The organism is Massilioclostridium coli (assembly GCF_900095865.1).
Lineage (GTDB): Bacteria > Bacillota > Clostridia > Oscillospirales > Ruminococcaceae > Massilioclostridium > Massilioclostridium facile.
In genome coordinates this window covers 152,757-169,258 of record NZ_FMIZ01000005.1, presented here as the reverse complement: position 1 = coordinate 169,258, position 16,502 = coordinate 152,757, and the positions used below count along the sequence as shown (strand labels likewise).

Sequence of the window (16,502 nt, the reverse complement as noted above, 5' to 3'; positions counted from 1 at the left end):
CCTATTCTATTTTAGTGATGGCTTACAAAATGGTTCACCAATTTTTCACCTAACACAACAACTTCGTATAAAACTGCCGCTACTATCGCAAGAATAATGACACTTGCCATAACCAAATCCAATTTAAAGACCTGGCCGCCATATACAATTAAATAACCAAGCCCCGCTTTGGATACTAAAAATTCTCCTGCAATTACCCCAACTAGGGATAGCCCTATATTTACTTTTAATGAGTTAAACAAGGTATGCAGATTGGATGGAAATACAATTTTAGTAAAAATCTGCGCTTTACTAGCGGAAAAACTCTGCGCCATCCGTATCATCTCTGGGTTGGTACTGCGGAACCCATTGAGCATTTCCAGTACAGTAACAATTAACGAAATCGCTACTGCCATAAAAACAATTGCACCTGTTCCTGCCCCTACCCAAATGATAATAACTGGCCCCAACGCAATTTTGGGTAAACTATTTAATACCACCAAAAATGGCTCACTTACTTTGGATAAAAATTTAGACCACCATAGAATAATCGCAATGATGATCCCCAAAATAACCCCTAAAAAGAATCCCGTTAATGTCTCATATAAAGTAACCCCTAAATGAGTTAAAATTCCATTATTAGATAAGTTACCAAATGTTTTTAAAATACGGGAAGGGCTACTCATAATAAAGCTATCGATAACGCCAATATCCGCTAGAATCTCCCAAAGGGCAATTAATACAACCAAAATGCCCAGTTGTGTCACCCTAACCAGATTACGGTTCCGCTTTTTCCGTTTGAGATAGTTTTGGCGTTCAGCCGAAAGCTGATTTGATTCATTTTTCAACCAACTCACCCCAAATCTCATTGAAATATTCGCTGAACTTTGGCTGCTTCCGCCGTTCTAACGGTTTTAAATCCTCCCCAAAATCCAGAGTATGCACTGCTTTGACTTTACCAGGACGTGCAGATAATACTACTACCCGGTCAGACATACTGATTGCCTCTGGAATATCATGGGTAACCATTATTGTGGTTTTCCCTTCTTTCCGTAGGATCTGACGGACGTCATCTGTTACCTGCAACCTAGTTTGATAATCCAGTGCGGAAAAAGCTTCATCCAATAAAAGCAACTCCGGTTTAATTGCTAAAGTACGAATTAGAGCAGCCCTCTGCCTCATTCCGCCAGAAAGCTGTGATGGATATTTTTGCTTAAACTCCCCTAATCCATAATTATCAATTAGCTGGTTAACATAAGCAATATTTTCCGGTGTTTTCTTTTTTTGTATTTCAAGACCTAATAATATATTTTTATAGATCGACCGCCACTCTAACAGGTTATCATCTTGCAGCATATAAGCGATTTGGGAAGATACTCTTGTAATTTCCTTCCCATTTACCTCAATACTGCCGTGGGTTGGCTGTTCCAATCCTGCCACGATGGAAAGCAAGGTGGATTTTCCGCAGCCGCTAGGGCCGACAATACTGACCAACTCCCCTTGCGCTACCGAAAGGCTTACCCCATCCAGTGCCAGTACTTCGCCATTATCTGCTTGATATTGTTCTATTATATTTTTAATTTTCACAAATTCCTGCAATGGTCTCACCTCAATTCCTATCTTTTGTATCATATGAAAATTGTTTTTATCCTGTGCATTAATAGTGGAGATTAAACAAATAAATTGTAATAAATTTATGCAATCTTTGCATCATCACGCTTGTAATTTGAAATTGTCTATAGTATAATTTAAAAGAATAAACGACCTCATCATTGTAATCAATGTTTGGTCGTATATTGATTAAGATGGTAGTAGCGCTATACTGCTATTCCGATATTTTGGAGGTTGATTTCACTATGCTACGAAAAACAAAGATCATCTGCACTTTAGGCCCAGCAACCGATGACGATAAAGTATTGCGTCAATTAATGCTCTCTGGTATGAACGTAGCGCGTTTTAACTTTTCTCACCAGACTCACGAAGAACACAAACAGCGTTTTGACAAAATTGTGAATATGCGTGAGGAATTAGGGCTTCCCATTGCAACTTTATTGGATACCAAAGGTCCTGAAATCCGTATCCATACCTTAAAAGATGGCAAAGCTATTTTAAAAGAAGGAAACACTTTTACCCTTTACACCAAAGAGCGTATCGGAGATGAAACCGGTGTTTCCATTACCTACCAAGACCTTCCAAAAGATATTGCCTTAGGAACAAGAATTTTAATTGATGATGGTTTAATTGAACTAAAAGTAACTTCTTTTGATAATGAAAAGATTGTCTGTACTGTTGTAAATGGTGGAAAAATCTCTGATCGTAAGAGTATCAATGTCCCTGACATTAGCCTTTCACTTCCTTATGTAAGTGAGAAGGACGAATCCGACATTGTATTTGGGATTGAAACCGGGTTTGATTTTATTGCGGCTTCTTTTACCCGTTCTGCCCAGGATATTATGGATATCCGCAGCATTCTTAATAAGCACAACTGCCACTGGATGAAGATTATCGCAAAAATTGAAAACCGGGAAGGTGTGGAGAATATTGATGAAATTTTGCGCCTAGTAGACGGTATTATGGTTGCCCGTGGCGATATGGGAGTAGAAATTCCCTTTGAACAGCTTCCACCTATTCAGAAAATGTTAATTAAAAAAGCTTACCGAGCTGGGAAACAGGTGATTACAGCAACCCAAATGCTGGACAGCATGATGCAAAATCCACGCCCAACCAGAGCGGAAACCAGTGACGTGGCAAACGCTATCTATGATGGTACCAGTGCCATTATGCTTTCTGGTGAAACAGCTGCTGGTAAATATCCAGTCGAAGCCTTAAAAGCAATGACGAGAATCGCAGAAGAAACCGAAACAAATATCCACTATAAAAAACGGTTTGCAACAAGAGAAGCTACCAGCGAAGAAGAAACAACAAATGTTACAAACGCAATTTCCAAAGCTACCGTTACAACAGCCCACAACCTATTGGCGACTGCGATTATTACAGTGACAAAATCCGGTATGACCGCAAGAGAAATTAGCAAGTTCCGCCCTAATGTTCCAATTATTGGTGGATCTACAGATCCAAGAGTATACCGCCAGATGAACCTTTCCTGGGGTGTTTATCCTGTATTTTTACAGGAAAAAGATACAACGGACGAGCTGTTTGACCATGTAGTAGATGTTGCAACCGAGGCCGGCTATCTTTCCAGTGGAGATCTGGTTGTAATCACAGCTGGTATTCCTCTGGGTATTTCCGGTACTACTAATATGATTAAAGTCCATGTAGTGGGAAATGTATTGATTTCTGGTACAGGAATTTCCCACGGTAACATGTGTGGCAATCTTTGTGTATGCCGTAATGCGGAAGAAGCAAAGAAAAAATTTAAAAAGGGCGATATCTTGGTAATTCCTCAAACAGATAATACTTTAATTGATGTAATCCGAGATGCTTCTGGTATTATTGTAGAACAGGACGGATTGAACTCCCATGCGGCAATTGCTGGTTTAGCTTTGGATATTCCAGTTATCATTGGCGCACACGATGCTACGAAAGTGTTAAAACATGGTATTACCGTACAGATGGATGCGGAACGCGGTATTATCAGCAGCACTCATCAACACTAATTTTGATTTATTATTTAATAAAAAACGTGGAATCGATTATGATTCCACGTTTTTTTGTATAGATTTTCGGTATTGGGATAATGTCACATAATATTTTTTACTAAAAATTTTTCCAAAATAGCTCCTGTCCTGAAAACCGAAACAATCATTGATATCCCTATTAAGAAGAGAAGTTATTTTTCATAACAAATATTTTCTAATCATCTTTATAATAATACATCATCCGAATTTTTACTTATTTTATCTTTTAATATCTTACAGATATCGATATGCTAAAGAACACCGGAACAACTTCTTGAAAGTTACTATTGATTCTATTTTCTCTCTTATACAAAAGGCTGGTTCCTATAGGACCAGCCTTTTTGCAATATATCGTAATACAGTAATACAATTGGCAAAAAACAACAATAAAAAAGTAAATACACTATCTACGGAAAAGAAGTAAAAAATTTCTTTTACTACCTATAACAAGTAAAAATCCGTTTTTATTAACTTAGAGTCTCTAGATAAACCATCAAAATCTTGATGGTTATCATTGCAAAATTCAAAAAAATTATCTCAGAAACAAAGCCCTTTCCTAGTTGGCTACTAATTCTCATCAACAAATCGGATAATATTTAATCCCACTTCTGGACTGAATTCCCGGTCGATTTTTCCGTCAATGACGTTAACAAATAATTCGGCTGTGGCACCAACCACACCTTTGTTTAAATGCCCGCTGTAACACTCATGGTGGTTAATATTGCCGATAGTAATGTGCAGGTGAAAGTATGGTACCCCATTCATGGTAGAAATATTTCCGGTTAAATTTCCAATCTCGTAAACGCCAGTATAAGTATTGCTATGATATTGCTTTGTCGTGGTATCAAACACTCCAATTTCTGCCTGTTTTAATGCCCCAATCCCAGAAACCTGAGCTAAATCAATTTTTTCATCTTCACAAAGTCGCTGTAAGGATTCCACGATTTCATCCTCAACATCTAACCGCACTACATAAGTAGTTCCACATTTACGATACTCCATAACACTACCTCCTAATTATTTTTCAACAGTTACCTCTAAAAACCAAACTGTTTTTCCACAATTAATCAATTAATTGTTTATAAATCTCGGCTTTTTTGAACTGGGTCAGTTTTGCCGCCTCTTTTGCCGCATCACTTGGACGGTGCCCTTGCTCCATCAGTTCTTTTGCCAGTTGTACTGCCTGTTCTAATGTCATTTCTTCCTCATTGTTTTCCGCAATAACAGCCCCTTCCAGCACAAGCACAAATTCCCCTTTTGGCGTATTTTCCGTGTAATATTGCACCGCTTGTGCCAATGTTGTCCGGTTGACTGATTCATGTAGTTTGGTAATCTCTTTCACCAGAGAGATTTTTCGGTCCCCCAACGTTTCATAAAGATCTTTTAGGGTAGAAAGCAGTTTATGAGGCGCTTCATAAAAAATCAAGGTATGGGTATCCTTCCGGATGGAAGTGAGATGTTCCAGGCGACTCCGTTTGTTGGTGCTTAAAAACCCTTCAAAGGAAAAACGGGATGTCACCAGTCCGCTGACACATAAAGCAGAAATCACTGCGCTTGGCCCAGGTACTACCCTAGTCTCAATCTGATATTCTGCGCACAGCCTTACTAGATCCTCTCCAGGGTCAGAAATACAAGGCATTCCGGCATCCGAAACAATCGCGCAATTTTCTCCAGCTAAAATGCGCTGGATAATCTGCTCCCCACGCTGGCGAAGATTATGTTCATAATAGCTGACCATCGGTTTTTTAATGCCAAAATGGTTGAGTAACTTTAAAGTTACCCGGGTATCTTCCGCAGCGATAAAATCCACCTGCTGCAGTGTTTCCACTGCCCTAGGTGAAAAATCGGATAAATTCCCAATTGGCGTTCCAACAACATACAAGATACCTGCCACTACTCTGCCTCCCAATCATAAATTTTCTGCATTTCCTGGGAAAATTCTTCCCCTTCATAAATTCCTAATGTCGGCATGACTTGTAAAAACGGCTTGCTTCCTTTTTTGCCTTCCAACAAAAACAGCCATGGTGTAGAATCCGGATATTTTGCCACCATCCGTAGTCGTTTTGGCTCTAAACCAGCTTCCCGCATGCTGCAAATGGTATCCGCCAAGCGTTCCGGACGTTGACAAATACAGAGCTTCCCTCCATATTTTAACAGTTTTGCCGCCGATTGGCAAACATCCAGTATGGTACACCTTGTTTCATGGCGTGCCACCTGTTCCGCAGACATTTCGCTTAAGAATCCAGCCCCATTCGAAAAATAAGGTGGGTTACAGGTTACCAGGTCAAACTGTCCGAATGGCATACCAGATAGTTGCTTTAAATCCCCACAAACTGGATGGATTACTGGTTCCACAGTGGAATGATCCAGTCCAATTTGGAACTGCTCAATCCCCTGAGGCTGAATTTCCACCCCCCAAATTTCCTTTGGCTTATGGCGTTTACACCAAATGAATGGAATGATCCCACAGCCTGTCCCCAAATCACAGACCAAATCTTTCCGCCTTGGGGAAGCAAAGTTTGCCAACAAAAAAGCATCTGTACCGAATTTGTGCTCTGGGGTAACGCATACTACAATATTCTGATTTAACCGTTCTAGCTGATATTCAAACATCGTTTCCTCTAAATACAAAGGGCGCTGCGATTTGATTTGCATCAACATGGCAGCAGCCCAATTTTTTTATTATTTATTTCTTTGTTTTGCGCGTTGTACATTACTTAGAATGCGTTTTCTAATACGCAAAGATTCTGGTGTTACTTCCAAGAGCTCGTCTTCCGCCAAAAATTCCAAAGATTCTTCCAAACTCATCACACGTGGTGGAGTTAAGCGCAAAGCATCATCTGACCCGCTAGCACGGGTGTTGGTAAGCTGTTTTTTCTTACAAACATTTACTACCAGATCTTCCTGTTTTGGAGAACAACCAACAACCATCCCTTCATAAACAGGGGTCTGGGCACCAATAAACAGAGTTCCTCTTTCCTGGGCATTGTACAAACCATAGGTAACAGCGGTACCTGTTTCGTAGGAAACCAAACTTCCGGTGGAACGGGTTGGAATTTCTCCTTTAAAAGGCTGATAACTATCGAAAATGGTGTTCATAATCCCTTCGCCTTTGGTATCGGTAAGGAATTCATTTCGATAACCAAACAACCCACGAGATGGAATTAAAAACTCAACCCGCATACGACTACCTTGTGGAGCCATCTGAACCAGTTCTCCTTTTCTCTGGCCCATTTTTTCCATAACAGAACCCAGAGATTCTTCTGGAACATCAATTACTACCCGTTCAATTGGTTCGCATTTTTTGCCGTCAATTTCTTTAAACAGAACTCTAGGAGTACTTACCGAGAGTTCAAATCCTTCACGACGCATATTTTCAATTAAAATGGACAGGTGCATTTCTCCACGTCCACATACATTGAATTTTTCGGTGGAATCTGTGTCCGAAACACGCAAAGAAACATCTTTTAACAGTTCTTTTTGCAGCCGTTCCCGAATCTGGCGGGAGGTGACAAACTTACCTTCCTGCCCCGCAAATGGGCTATCGTTTACGCCAAAAGTCATTTCTACCGTAGGTTCGCTGATTTTTACAAATGGCAATGGGTCTACATTCCCCAATTTACAAATAGTATCCCCAATTGTAATTTTTTCGATACCGGAAAAACAAACAATATCCCCTACAGTTGCTTCTTTAATAGGAGTTCTACCAAATGCGTCAATCTGATATAAGTTTACAATCTTGCCACGGTATGGGTCTTTGCTTTCGTGATAATCGCAAACGGTAACATCTTCCCCTTGTTTTACAACACCGCTTTCCACTTTACCAATAGCAATACGACCTACATATTCATTGTAATCAATGGCAGAAACCAATACCTGGGTATCTTTGGTTTCATCTCCGGAAGGAGGGTCAATATGATTCAAAATTGTTTCAAATAATGGGGTTAAATCTTTTCCTTCCTCGTATTGGGAGAGGGAAGCAGTACCGGAACGTCCAGAGCAGAACAAAATTGGGCTTTCCAATTGTTCCTCAGAAGCATCTAAATCCAACAATAATTCCAATACTTCATCTGGGATTTCATCCAGGCGGGCGTCTGGACGGTCAATTTTATTTACTACTACTATAATTTTTAACCCCAGTTCCAAAGCTTTCTGGGTCACAAAACGTGTTTGCGGCATAGGGCCTTCCGCAGCGTCAACTAACAGAATAACCCCGTCTACCATCTTTAATACACGCTCTACTTCACCGCCAAAATCGGCATGTCCAGGGGTATCAATAATATTAATTTTGGTATCTTTATAATATACAGCAGTGTTTTTTGATAAAATGGTAATACCACGTTCCCGTTCCAGGTCGTTCGAGTCCATTACCCTTTCTTCCACTACCTGGTTTTCACGGTAAGCGCCGCCCTGCTTTAGCATTTCATCTACCAGGGTGGTTTTACCATGGTCTACGTGGGCAACAATCGCAATGTTTCTCAAATCATTTCTTATCACAAAAAAGCCTCCCGTCAGCTATTGAGAAGGAACCGCAATTTTCCTTCTATTCCAATGTTTTTCCAACAAAAAAAGAATTTTTTCTGTTAACATCCTATTTACTATCATTTTTCTAATAATCCTATAATATCTTATCATACCTCAAAACCAGAATCAAGATAGGGAAATACCCAAATAAGTGGTTCACAATGATTTAGAAATTGATCATATTGATAGTTTTTTTACCTTATTTTTGGGAGTTCCTACAAAAAATAAATTTGCTATTCAAATAACATATGGCATAAAATAAAAACACATATAAGCAATTTATCTAATAAATCATAATTATTTATACTTTATATACACAAATTATCTAATTTCACATATGTTCTCTATTTTTTCATAAAAACTTACTTGTATCTTTTTATTTATTCATTATACTAGATAAAATAGAGTTGAATTTTGCAATATACTTTAAAGTATAAAGCACATTTTATAAACTATGGTACCTATCTACTGATGAATCAAATACGAAGATGATAAAGCGAATATGAACGTTTGGCTAAAATCATCAAACTTTTTTAACTGTATCCGAACCGGAGAAAGGACGGTGCAAACCGTGAAGCAAGTAGTCAAAAGGTTCCGTTTACAACGAAAAGAAAACACAACAAAATACTACAAATTAAACCAGGTATTTCTTTGGACATCGCCTTTATTTCTAATCCTGCTGTGTGAATTTAATCATCTACAGGACTTTGGAGCATTAATTGGGTTTATTGTCCATGATTTTTCTGTTATTTTGTTTGATACTTTGTTATTAGGTGCTGTCATTTTAACAGTATTGTGCCTTGTCAAAAGTGGTTTTATTGCTACTTTTGTTCCGGGATTATTTTTGTTTATTATTTCGTTCGTGGAATATTATAAATACCAATCCAGTGGTTCTCATTTTGTACTAACCGATTTATTTATGGCGGGGAACACTTCTCAACTAATGAAGTTTGCCGGAGTACAATTAAACGCTTATTTTATCATAGATATTTTGATTTTTATCACATATTTTGCAGTCATCTTCTGGTTTAATCCCAGAATTCGTTTTGCCCAAAAACCGCTGAAACGTTTAGTTACAGCTGTAAGTTGTGTATTAACAGTCAGCATTATTGTAGCTACTCCCGTTTCCAATTTTGTATATTCCGCATTTGCACTGGATAATGAGGAAGCTTCCAACAACTATGAATGTGACGATAAATTTAAAAAGAATAATTTGATCGCATATTTAGCACAAACCTCTACGGAACAGATTCTCAACTCTCCGGAAGAACCAGAAAGCTATTCTGAAAATGAAATCCGAAAGGAACTACAGCCAGCTAAACCGGCAGTTTCCGACCAGAAGCCGAATGTTGTTATGATTATGTCAGAATCCTTTGCGGATTTCCGCAGATTAGATGGTATACCAAACTTGGATGAATATTATCAGAACTTTGACCAGTTTGCAAAAGAAGGTATTTGCGGAAACTGTGTTGTTCCTACCTTTGGTAACACTACCGTGAGAACCGAATTTGAATTGATGTTTGGGCTGCCAATGAAAAGTTTAAATGACAGTACTTCTCCACAAAAGATGCTGCCAGAACGGGAAACTTCCCAGCCTACCTTTGCGGATTATTATAAATCGCAAGGATATTCCACCACCTATATTCACCCATTCCTCAATAGCTTTTATGATAGGGATCAGATTTATAACAACTACAACTTTGATGAACTCCGTTTTCAAGATGATTTTAAGACAGATACAACAAAATTTCGCCAATACATTGATGATAAAAGCGATTTTAATGAAATTATTTCCTGCTTAAAACAGAGCGAACAGCCTGCCTATGTTTATACTTCTACGATGCAAAACCACCAGCCCTATAATTTGGATTCTGGTATGACAGAATTTGAATATTATATGGCGGGGATTCAGCAGACAGACCAGGCCTTGGCTATGCTAATGGAACAGTTAAAACAATTGGATGAGCCAACTATTGTGTTATTTGTGGGAGACCATTATCCTTATTTTACTGATAGCTCAGATTCCTATGATTTAGCGGATATTAGCACAGAAAATGCCTATGTCCTGTATCAACAGCCGTTTGTTATTTGGAATAATTATGGTGCATCTAGGAATGTAGAACAGACTGTTTCTGCCTTTTACCTGCCTCATTTAATTGTCCAGCTAACCGGTGGGGAACAAACGCCGTTTATCTCCACAATGTTGGACCAGATGCAGACAACACCGGTTTACTCTAGCAATTATTCAGTAGAAATAGAGAACAATAAGGTGTTGGACGATTTAACCTATGACCGTGTATTAGGAAAAATTTATTCTAGGGATTTTGTAAATAATCCTTAACCTTCTGACTAATACGGCACCTCTATATGAATTTTGTTTTCATTAGAATGCACTTCGTGGTCTTATTCGATAAAATGAGATAAAAGAAAAAGCTTGTAGAAAATTCTACAAGCTTTTTTCATTTTAGCTGCTTTTAAAGCCACTATTTTATGAAACGATTGTCTTTGTAAAGAAAGATCCTATTATTTTCTCCGAAACAAACCAATTAGCCATCGGAAAATATGGTATTGTCCTAACAAGAATCAGCCTCCCAACTATTTTGCTTAACATATTGTTATGTCAAACAAACAGAATATAGAACATCCCTTTTTCATTTTTATCACAGTTTTACCTTGTTTTTGCATGATTCCAAAAAAATAGCACATAGTAATAGTGTACTATAACTTTTACAGAAACGAGGATGCTGTATGAAAATCAGTACAAACATAGATCAAAACATCAAAACGTTTCAAGAACAGCTACACTGTGATAAAAATTTTGATATTGTGTATCGCACCATAAAGATTATGGATAAAACGGCTTGTTTCTTTTTTGTAGATGGATTTGCGAAAGATGAAATCATGACAAAAATGATGGACGCCTTTTTTAAAATACAAGATCAAAAATTACTGACAGATGCTTATACTTTTTCAAAATCCTGTATTTCCTATGGGGAAATTGGATTGGAAGATGACCTTGATAAACTATTTGTTGCACTACTTTCTGGACAAATTGTGATGATGTTGGATGGGTTTGACCGGGCAGTTTTAATTGATGCCAGAACCTACCCACAAAGGACTACTTCAGAGCCGGAAAAAGACAAGGTGTTCCGTGGCTCCCATGATGGTTTTGTAGAAACACTGGTGCTGAATGCCGCATTAATCCGGCGACGCATCCGTTCTCCAGAACTTTGTATGCAACATCTATCAATCGGTACAATTTCTCATACTGATGTTTCCATCTGTTATATGAACAATAAAGTATCCCAAACACTGCTAAATCAGATTGTACAAAAACTAAAATCAGCAGATGTGGAATCCTTGACCATGAATCAGGAAAGTTTAGTAGAAGTATTATTAAAAAGAAAATGGTATAACCCCTTCCCGAAAGTAAAATTTACCGAACGTCCTGATACCACAGCCGCCCAAATATTAGAAGGAGACATTGCTATTTTAGTGGACAACTCCCCTTCCGCCATCATTCTTCCCTCTACTATTTTTCATTTAATGGAGGAAGCTAACGACTATTATTTTCCCCCATTAACAGGCGCTTATCTAAGATTGAGCCGATTTGCCGTTTTATTTGTAGCTATTTTCTTAACACCTGTCTGGATTTTATTGACCCAATACCCAGATATTGTTCCGGAATGGTTAAAATTTATTTTAATTACCGAGGATATCTCCGTCCCTTTACTGCTACAGCTTTTAATGTTAGAAGTTGCCATTGACGGTTTACAGCTGGCATCTTTAAATACTCCAAATATGCTTGCAACTCCCCTTAGTATCATTGCGGCGATTATTGTTGGAGACTATGCAGTACAGTCTGGATGGTTCTCTCCTCAGGCGCTACTCTACCAAGCGTTTGTCACATTGGCAAATTTCTCCCAACCAGGATTTGAATTGGGATATGCGTTGAAGTTCTTCCGTATCCTTCTTTTAATTGTTACCGGAGCATTTGGAATATGGGGATTTGTCGCTGGGGTACTATTCCTATTAATTGTATTGGTGTGCAACAAAACTGTCACAGGAAAATGCTATTTATATCCTTTGGTTCCATTTAATTGGCAGGTGCTAAAACGCCATCTATTTCGTATGAACATCAAAAACCACTCCACCAAAAAAGGCCGTTGATTGTTAAAATCAGCGGTTTTTTTCTATTATTTTAAAATACGTTTGTATTATCTTTTATTTTCTATTAAATAAACTCCATTTTGATTTTCATCAAAATTCCTATTTTTATTTTTTAAAAATAGATATTTAGAAAACGAGAGATAATAAAAGAAAACAATCGAAAATAAGAGATAAAAAAATATAAATTAAAATTCTCAAAAAAAGGTGTTGACAAACCATTTTGATCTAGATATAATAGGTTAGGTGAGAAAAAGCTGATCGGGCTTTTTTAGTTTTGTATTTTAAATGGAGGTAACAACCATGTCAACTTATATGGCAAAGGCGAATGAAGTAAGCCGTAAATGGTATGTAATTGACGCAGCAGGCAAACCACTGGGTCGTGTGGCTGCTAAAGCTGCTGCTATTCTTCGTGGTAAACATAAACCAACTTTTACTCCTCATGTAGATTGTGGTGACCACGTTATTGTTATCAACTGCGCAGAAGCTGTTCTGACTGGTAACAAACTGCAAAATAAATATTATAGATGGCACACAGGCTGGATTGGTAATTTAAAAGAAATCAAATACGATACTTTAATGAAAACCAACCCAGAAAAAGCAATGACACTTGCTATCGAAGGTATGCTTCCTGACACTGTAATCGGAAGACAAGCTGCTCGTCGTTTAAGAACTTACAAAGGTGCTGACCATTCCCACGATGCTCAGAAACCAGAAAACCTCGAGTTTTAATGAAAGGAAGGAGGCACACTTATTATGTATGAATCTAAACCATATTTTTACGGTACAGGCAGAAGAAAAAGTTCTGTAGCTAGAGTTCGTGTATACCAGGGTACAGGTAAAATCACTATCAACAACCGTGATATTGATGAATACTTTGGTCTGGAAACATTAAAATTAATCGTTCGTCAACCATTGGAATTAACCAATACAAACGGTAAATTTGATATTGTTTGTAACGTGGCAGGCGGCGGTGTAACTGGCCAGGCTGGTGCAATCCGTCACGGCATCTCCCGTGCACTGTTGCTGTTTGATCCAGAATTGCGTCCAATTCTGAAAAAAGCAGGCTTCTTGACCCGTGACCCAAGAATGAAAGAACGTAAGAAATACGGTCTTAAAGCTGCTCGTAGAGCTCCACAGTTCTCGAAACGTTAGTTTTATTTTATTAAAAACTGATCAAACCTCCCAGAATACCCTGGGAGGTTTTTTGTAATATACAAATGGCTTATTAAAAGGAGGACTACCGTTGAAAGAAATTAAAATATCCGAGATTCCAGGCTTTCAAATTGGCCACGCACAGGATAAAGCCAACGCAACAGGCTGTACGGCTATTATTTGTGAAGATGGTGCATGGGCAGGAGTAGATGTTCGTGGTGGTAGCCCAGCTTCCAGGGAAACAGAGTTGCTGAAACCAATAAATACAGTGCAGCAAATCCACTGTGTAATGCTTTCAGGTGGAAGCGCATTTGGTCTGGAAGCAGGAGATGGAGCAATGCAATTTTTGGAGGAAAAAGGCGTTGGTTTTGATGTAGGAATCGGTCGTGTTCCCATTGTTTGTGGAGCTTCCCTATTTGATTTGGAACTGGTTAACTTTCATAGTAGACCGGATAAAAAAATGGGGTATGAAGCCTGCAAAAACGCATATATAAATCCTGAGCCAGAGCAAGGGAATGTTGGAGCAGGTACTGGAGCAACTGTAGGGAAGCTGCATAACACTGCAGATATGATGAAATGCGGGCTAGGAATCTATGCCGCACAAATTGGTAATGTAAAATGTGCGGCTATTGTCGCTGTTAATGCCTTAGGTGATGTAGTTGATTACGATACTGGAAGAATTCTGGCAGGGCTTTTGAATCAAGACCATACTGGTTTTGCGGATACTAAGAAGTGTCTCTACCAAGAAATAGAACAAAACAGAAACCTATGGAATGGCAATACAACAATTGGCTGTGTAATTACTAATGCGAAATTGGATAAATGCCAGTGTAATAAGGCGGCAAGCATTGTGCATAACGCCTTTGCACAAACCATCTGTCCAGCACACTCCACAGCGGATGGCGATACTATATTTGTTATGGCAAATGGAAAAATAGAAGTATCCCCTGATGCATTCAATACAATGGCTACTGAAATAATGGCACGCGCTGTTAACCGTGCCGCCCTTTCCGCGGAACCAGCGTATGGTCTAAAATCAGCACAAACTATGTTGTCAAAGTAACTATATTCCTATTATCACTGATATCAAGCTTATCTTATACCATAAGTGAATAAGCTACTATTTGTTTCGATACACTGACATACTTCATCACGACAAAAATATAAAATTGGCTATTCAATGAAAGGCATTTTGATATTTCTATAAAAAATTCTTCAATTCTTTTTTCTAAAAACATAAAAAATATTTTTGGAATCATAATAGCAGTTTTTGCACAAAAATGTTATAATAGTTGTATAAGCTGTTGTTGCTTAAAAAAACAGAAGTTTATTTAGGAGGTTGTGACGATGGACAAACAAAATTACACCAAAATAAATGAGACCATTTTAAAGCAGGAAGAAATGCTGGTATTTCCCCATTTCTCCAACAAAGACGCTTGGGATTTAGGCTGTTTTTTAGTGAACAAAGTATATGAAAGTAATGAGTCCCTTGCAGTAGCCATCCGCAAATTAAACGGTACTATGGTATTTTATCATGCTGTAGGGAATACCAACCAGAACAACCAAAACTGGATGAACCGAAAATTCAACACCGTATGTTTAATGGAAAGAAGCTCTTTAGGGGCATGGGCATCCTCCTTCCTCACTGGAGAAAAAATCAGTACCCATGGTTTAAGTGATTCTGATTATGTACTGTGTGGAGGCGGTTTTCCAATCCGCCTGAAAACAGGTGAAATCGTTGCAGTATTGACAGTATCCAATTTTCCACATCAATTAGACCATGACTTCATCGTAAAAGGTCTAAAAGAATGGCTCAAAATGGAAGATGTGCCTGATCTGGACTTAACATTATCTTATGAATAAAAAACCTCAGCCCGCATGGTCATGCGGGCTTTTTCTGATTTGATTCCAATTGACATCACTTTATAAAATACGATATAATAATGCTATCTTAATTGAGCAGATTTGCGAGGAGAAAAAGATGATATATTGTAAACGATGTGGTGCTGCCTGCGATGACAGTATGCAGTTTTGCCTAAATTGTGGAAATCCACTCCCAATGGTATCAACACACCAACCTCCACCACCTCCACAAGATCCTTCCATGCCATATAATCCATATACCACTACAAATAATGGTCCACACCGATGCTTTAAAGAAAGAAATATTGTAATGTGCATTATTCTTTCCATTATTACATGCGGTATTTATCCATTTTACTGGCTCGTTGTATTGAACAATGACCTTAATGATCTTACTGGGGATAGGAATGCCTTTTCCGGTGGAATGGTTTTATTATTGACTTTAGTAACCTGTAATATTTATTTTATTTACTGGTCTTATCGGGCTGGCGAAAAAGTGGATTGTATCAAAAGGCAGGCCCCTACATTTCATATTGTATTTTTGATACTATCCCTTTTTGGTTTGGGCATTGTCAACTTTATTCTAATCCAAGATACGATTAACAAAAGAATTCATGGACAGATATAAAATAAAACCAATGGTAGGCTTCATCTGTATTGGGTTCCTGTACTTGGTATGGATACAGCTTACTGGGACCGCAATCCCCTGTTTCTTCCACACCGTCACTGGACTTTTTTGTCCAGGTTGCGGTATTACCAGATTAATCCTACATCTGTCCCAAGGGGATTTGGTTGGTGCTTATCAAGCAAATCAGTTTTTATTTATCACTGGTCCTCTGCTTATAGTAGAACTGATTCTCTATTTTGTTCAATGCTGTAACAATAAGACTTTGCCAAAATGGAATCAGATTTTACTCTTATTGTATAGTATTGCGTTAATTGTTTTCGGAATACTACGCAATGTTCTATCCCCATAATTATACGATATAACTTCAATATGGAAAAGCACCACATTACAATATGTAATTATTGCGTTTCTTTTCCTGTATTTTAAACCTTTTTTTCTGATAAAGTTTAACAAAAAACTATAAAAAGCAGGCGTTGTAATGTCTTCGCCTGCTTTTATTTTATATAGAAATTTATGATTATAAATGAATTCAGTTTCTGTTTAATGCC

General features: G+C 38.1%; 15 protein-coding genes. 9 read left to right on the top strand and 6 right to left on the bottom strand.

From position 1 onward, the window contains the following. Nucleotides 1-11: 11 nt before the first annotated feature. Together BQ2683_RS01300 and BQ2683_RS01295 are read right to left on the bottom strand one after the other, a co-directional pair. A complete protein-coding gene (locus BQ2683_RS01300; protein ID WP_235843874.1) occupies nucleotides 12-827 on the bottom strand; it encodes an ABC transporter permease in 816 nt (271 codons plus the stop codon). Further along, a complete protein-coding gene (locus BQ2683_RS01295) occupies nucleotides 817-1,578 on the bottom strand; it encodes an ABC transporter ATP-binding protein (protein ID WP_141720166.1) in 762 nt (253 codons plus the stop codon). Before BQ2683_RS01295 ends, BQ2683_RS01300 begins: the two co-directional genes overlap by 11 nt. Nucleotides 1,579-1,835: 257 nt before the next feature. Here BQ2683_RS01295 and pyk point away from each other — a divergent pair, with 257 nt between their 5' ends. Continuing rightward, nucleotides 1,836-3,596, top strand: coding sequence for a pyruvate kinase (pyk, locus tag BQ2683_RS01290; RefSeq protein ID WP_069986921.1), 1,761 nt, complete (start codon nucleotides 1,836-1,838; stop codon nucleotides 3,594-3,596). A 588-nt stretch (nucleotides 3,597-4,184) separates the two neighbouring features. Here pyk and BQ2683_RS01285 read toward each other — a convergent pair. The 4 genes from BQ2683_RS01285 to typA form a co-directional block, all read right to left on the bottom strand. Further along, the gene (locus BQ2683_RS01285) at nucleotides 4,185-4,619 is read right to left on the bottom strand and encodes a PPC domain-containing DNA-binding protein (protein ID WP_069986920.1); all 435 of its coding nucleotides are present in this window, start codon (nucleotides 4,617-4,619) and stop codon (nucleotides 4,185-4,187) included. A gap of 61 nt (nucleotides 4,620-4,680) precedes the next feature. Continuing rightward, nucleotides 4,681-5,511: a 16S rRNA (cytidine(1402)-2'-O)-methyltransferase gene (gene rsmI, locus BQ2683_RS01280; protein WP_069986919.1), complete on the bottom strand. Its 831-nt coding sequence runs from the start codon at nucleotides 5,509-5,511 to the stop codon at nucleotides 4,681-4,683. Continuing rightward, entirely contained in the window at nucleotides 5,511-6,230 is a 720-nt protein-coding gene (locus BQ2683_RS01275) for a tRNA1(Val) (adenine(37)-N6)-methyltransferase (RefSeq protein ID WP_069986918.1), read from the bottom strand. Before BQ2683_RS01275 ends, rsmI begins: the two co-directional genes overlap by 1 nt. 69 nt (nucleotides 6,231-6,299) lie before the next feature. Then, nucleotides 6,300-8,114: a translational GTPase TypA gene (typA, locus tag BQ2683_RS01270; RefSeq protein ID WP_069986917.1), complete on the bottom strand. Its 1,815-nt coding sequence runs from the start codon at nucleotides 8,112-8,114 to the stop codon at nucleotides 6,300-6,302. A 598-nt stretch (nucleotides 8,115-8,712) separates the two neighbouring features. On the opposite strand from typA, the gene BQ2683_RS01265 reads away from it, so the two are divergent. The 8 genes from BQ2683_RS01265 to BQ2683_RS12790 all read left to right on the top strand — a co-directional run bounded on the left by BQ2683_RS01265 (nucleotide 8,713) and on the right by BQ2683_RS12790 (nucleotide 16,303). Next, nucleotides 8,713-10,482 carry an LTA synthase family protein gene (locus BQ2683_RS01265; RefSeq protein ID WP_159427340.1) on the top strand — a complete coding sequence of 590 codons (1,770 nt, stop codon included), beginning with the start codon at nucleotides 8,713-8,715 and terminating at the stop codon, nucleotides 10,480-10,482. Nucleotides 10,483-10,889: 407 nt separating this feature from the next. Next, nucleotides 10,890-12,311 carry a spore germination protein gene (locus tag BQ2683_RS01260; RefSeq protein ID WP_069986915.1) on the top strand — a complete coding sequence of 474 codons (1,422 nt, stop codon included), beginning with the start codon at nucleotides 10,890-10,892 and terminating at the stop codon, nucleotides 12,309-12,311. 300 nt (nucleotides 12,312-12,611) lie between these two features. Continuing rightward, nucleotides 12,612-13,040, top strand: coding sequence for a 50S ribosomal protein L13 (gene rplM, locus BQ2683_RS01255; protein ID WP_069986914.1), 429 nt, complete (start codon nucleotides 12,612-12,614; stop codon nucleotides 13,038-13,040). Nucleotides 13,041-13,064: 24 nt separating this feature from the next. Further along, nucleotides 13,065-13,463 (top strand): 30S ribosomal protein S9, encoded by a 399-nt coding sequence (gene rpsI / locus BQ2683_RS01250; protein ID WP_069986913.1) that lies wholly within the window; start codon nucleotides 13,065-13,067, stop codon nucleotides 13,461-13,463. Between the two features lie 91 nt (nucleotides 13,464-13,554). Next, a complete protein-coding gene (locus BQ2683_RS01245) occupies nucleotides 13,555-14,526 on the top strand; it encodes a P1 family peptidase (RefSeq protein ID WP_069986912.1) in 972 nt (323 codons plus the stop codon). Between the two features lie 284 nt (nucleotides 14,527-14,810). Beyond that, nucleotides 14,811-15,326 (top strand): heme-degrading domain-containing protein, encoded by a 516-nt coding sequence (locus tag BQ2683_RS01240; RefSeq protein ID WP_069986911.1) that lies wholly within the window; start codon nucleotides 14,811-14,813, stop codon nucleotides 15,324-15,326. 118 nt (nucleotides 15,327-15,444) lie between these two features. Continuing rightward, nucleotides 15,445-15,954 (top strand): DUF4234 domain-containing protein, encoded by a 510-nt coding sequence (locus BQ2683_RS01235; RefSeq protein ID WP_069986910.1) that lies wholly within the window; start codon nucleotides 15,445-15,447, stop codon nucleotides 15,952-15,954. Continuing rightward, nucleotides 15,941-16,303 carry a DUF2752 domain-containing protein gene (locus BQ2683_RS12790; protein ID WP_076939102.1) on the top strand — a complete coding sequence of 121 codons (363 nt, stop codon included), beginning with the start codon at nucleotides 15,941-15,943 and terminating at the stop codon, nucleotides 16,301-16,303. Before BQ2683_RS01235 ends, BQ2683_RS12790 begins: the two co-directional genes overlap by 14 nt. The last annotated feature ends 199 nt before the right edge of the window (nucleotides 16,304-16,502 follow it).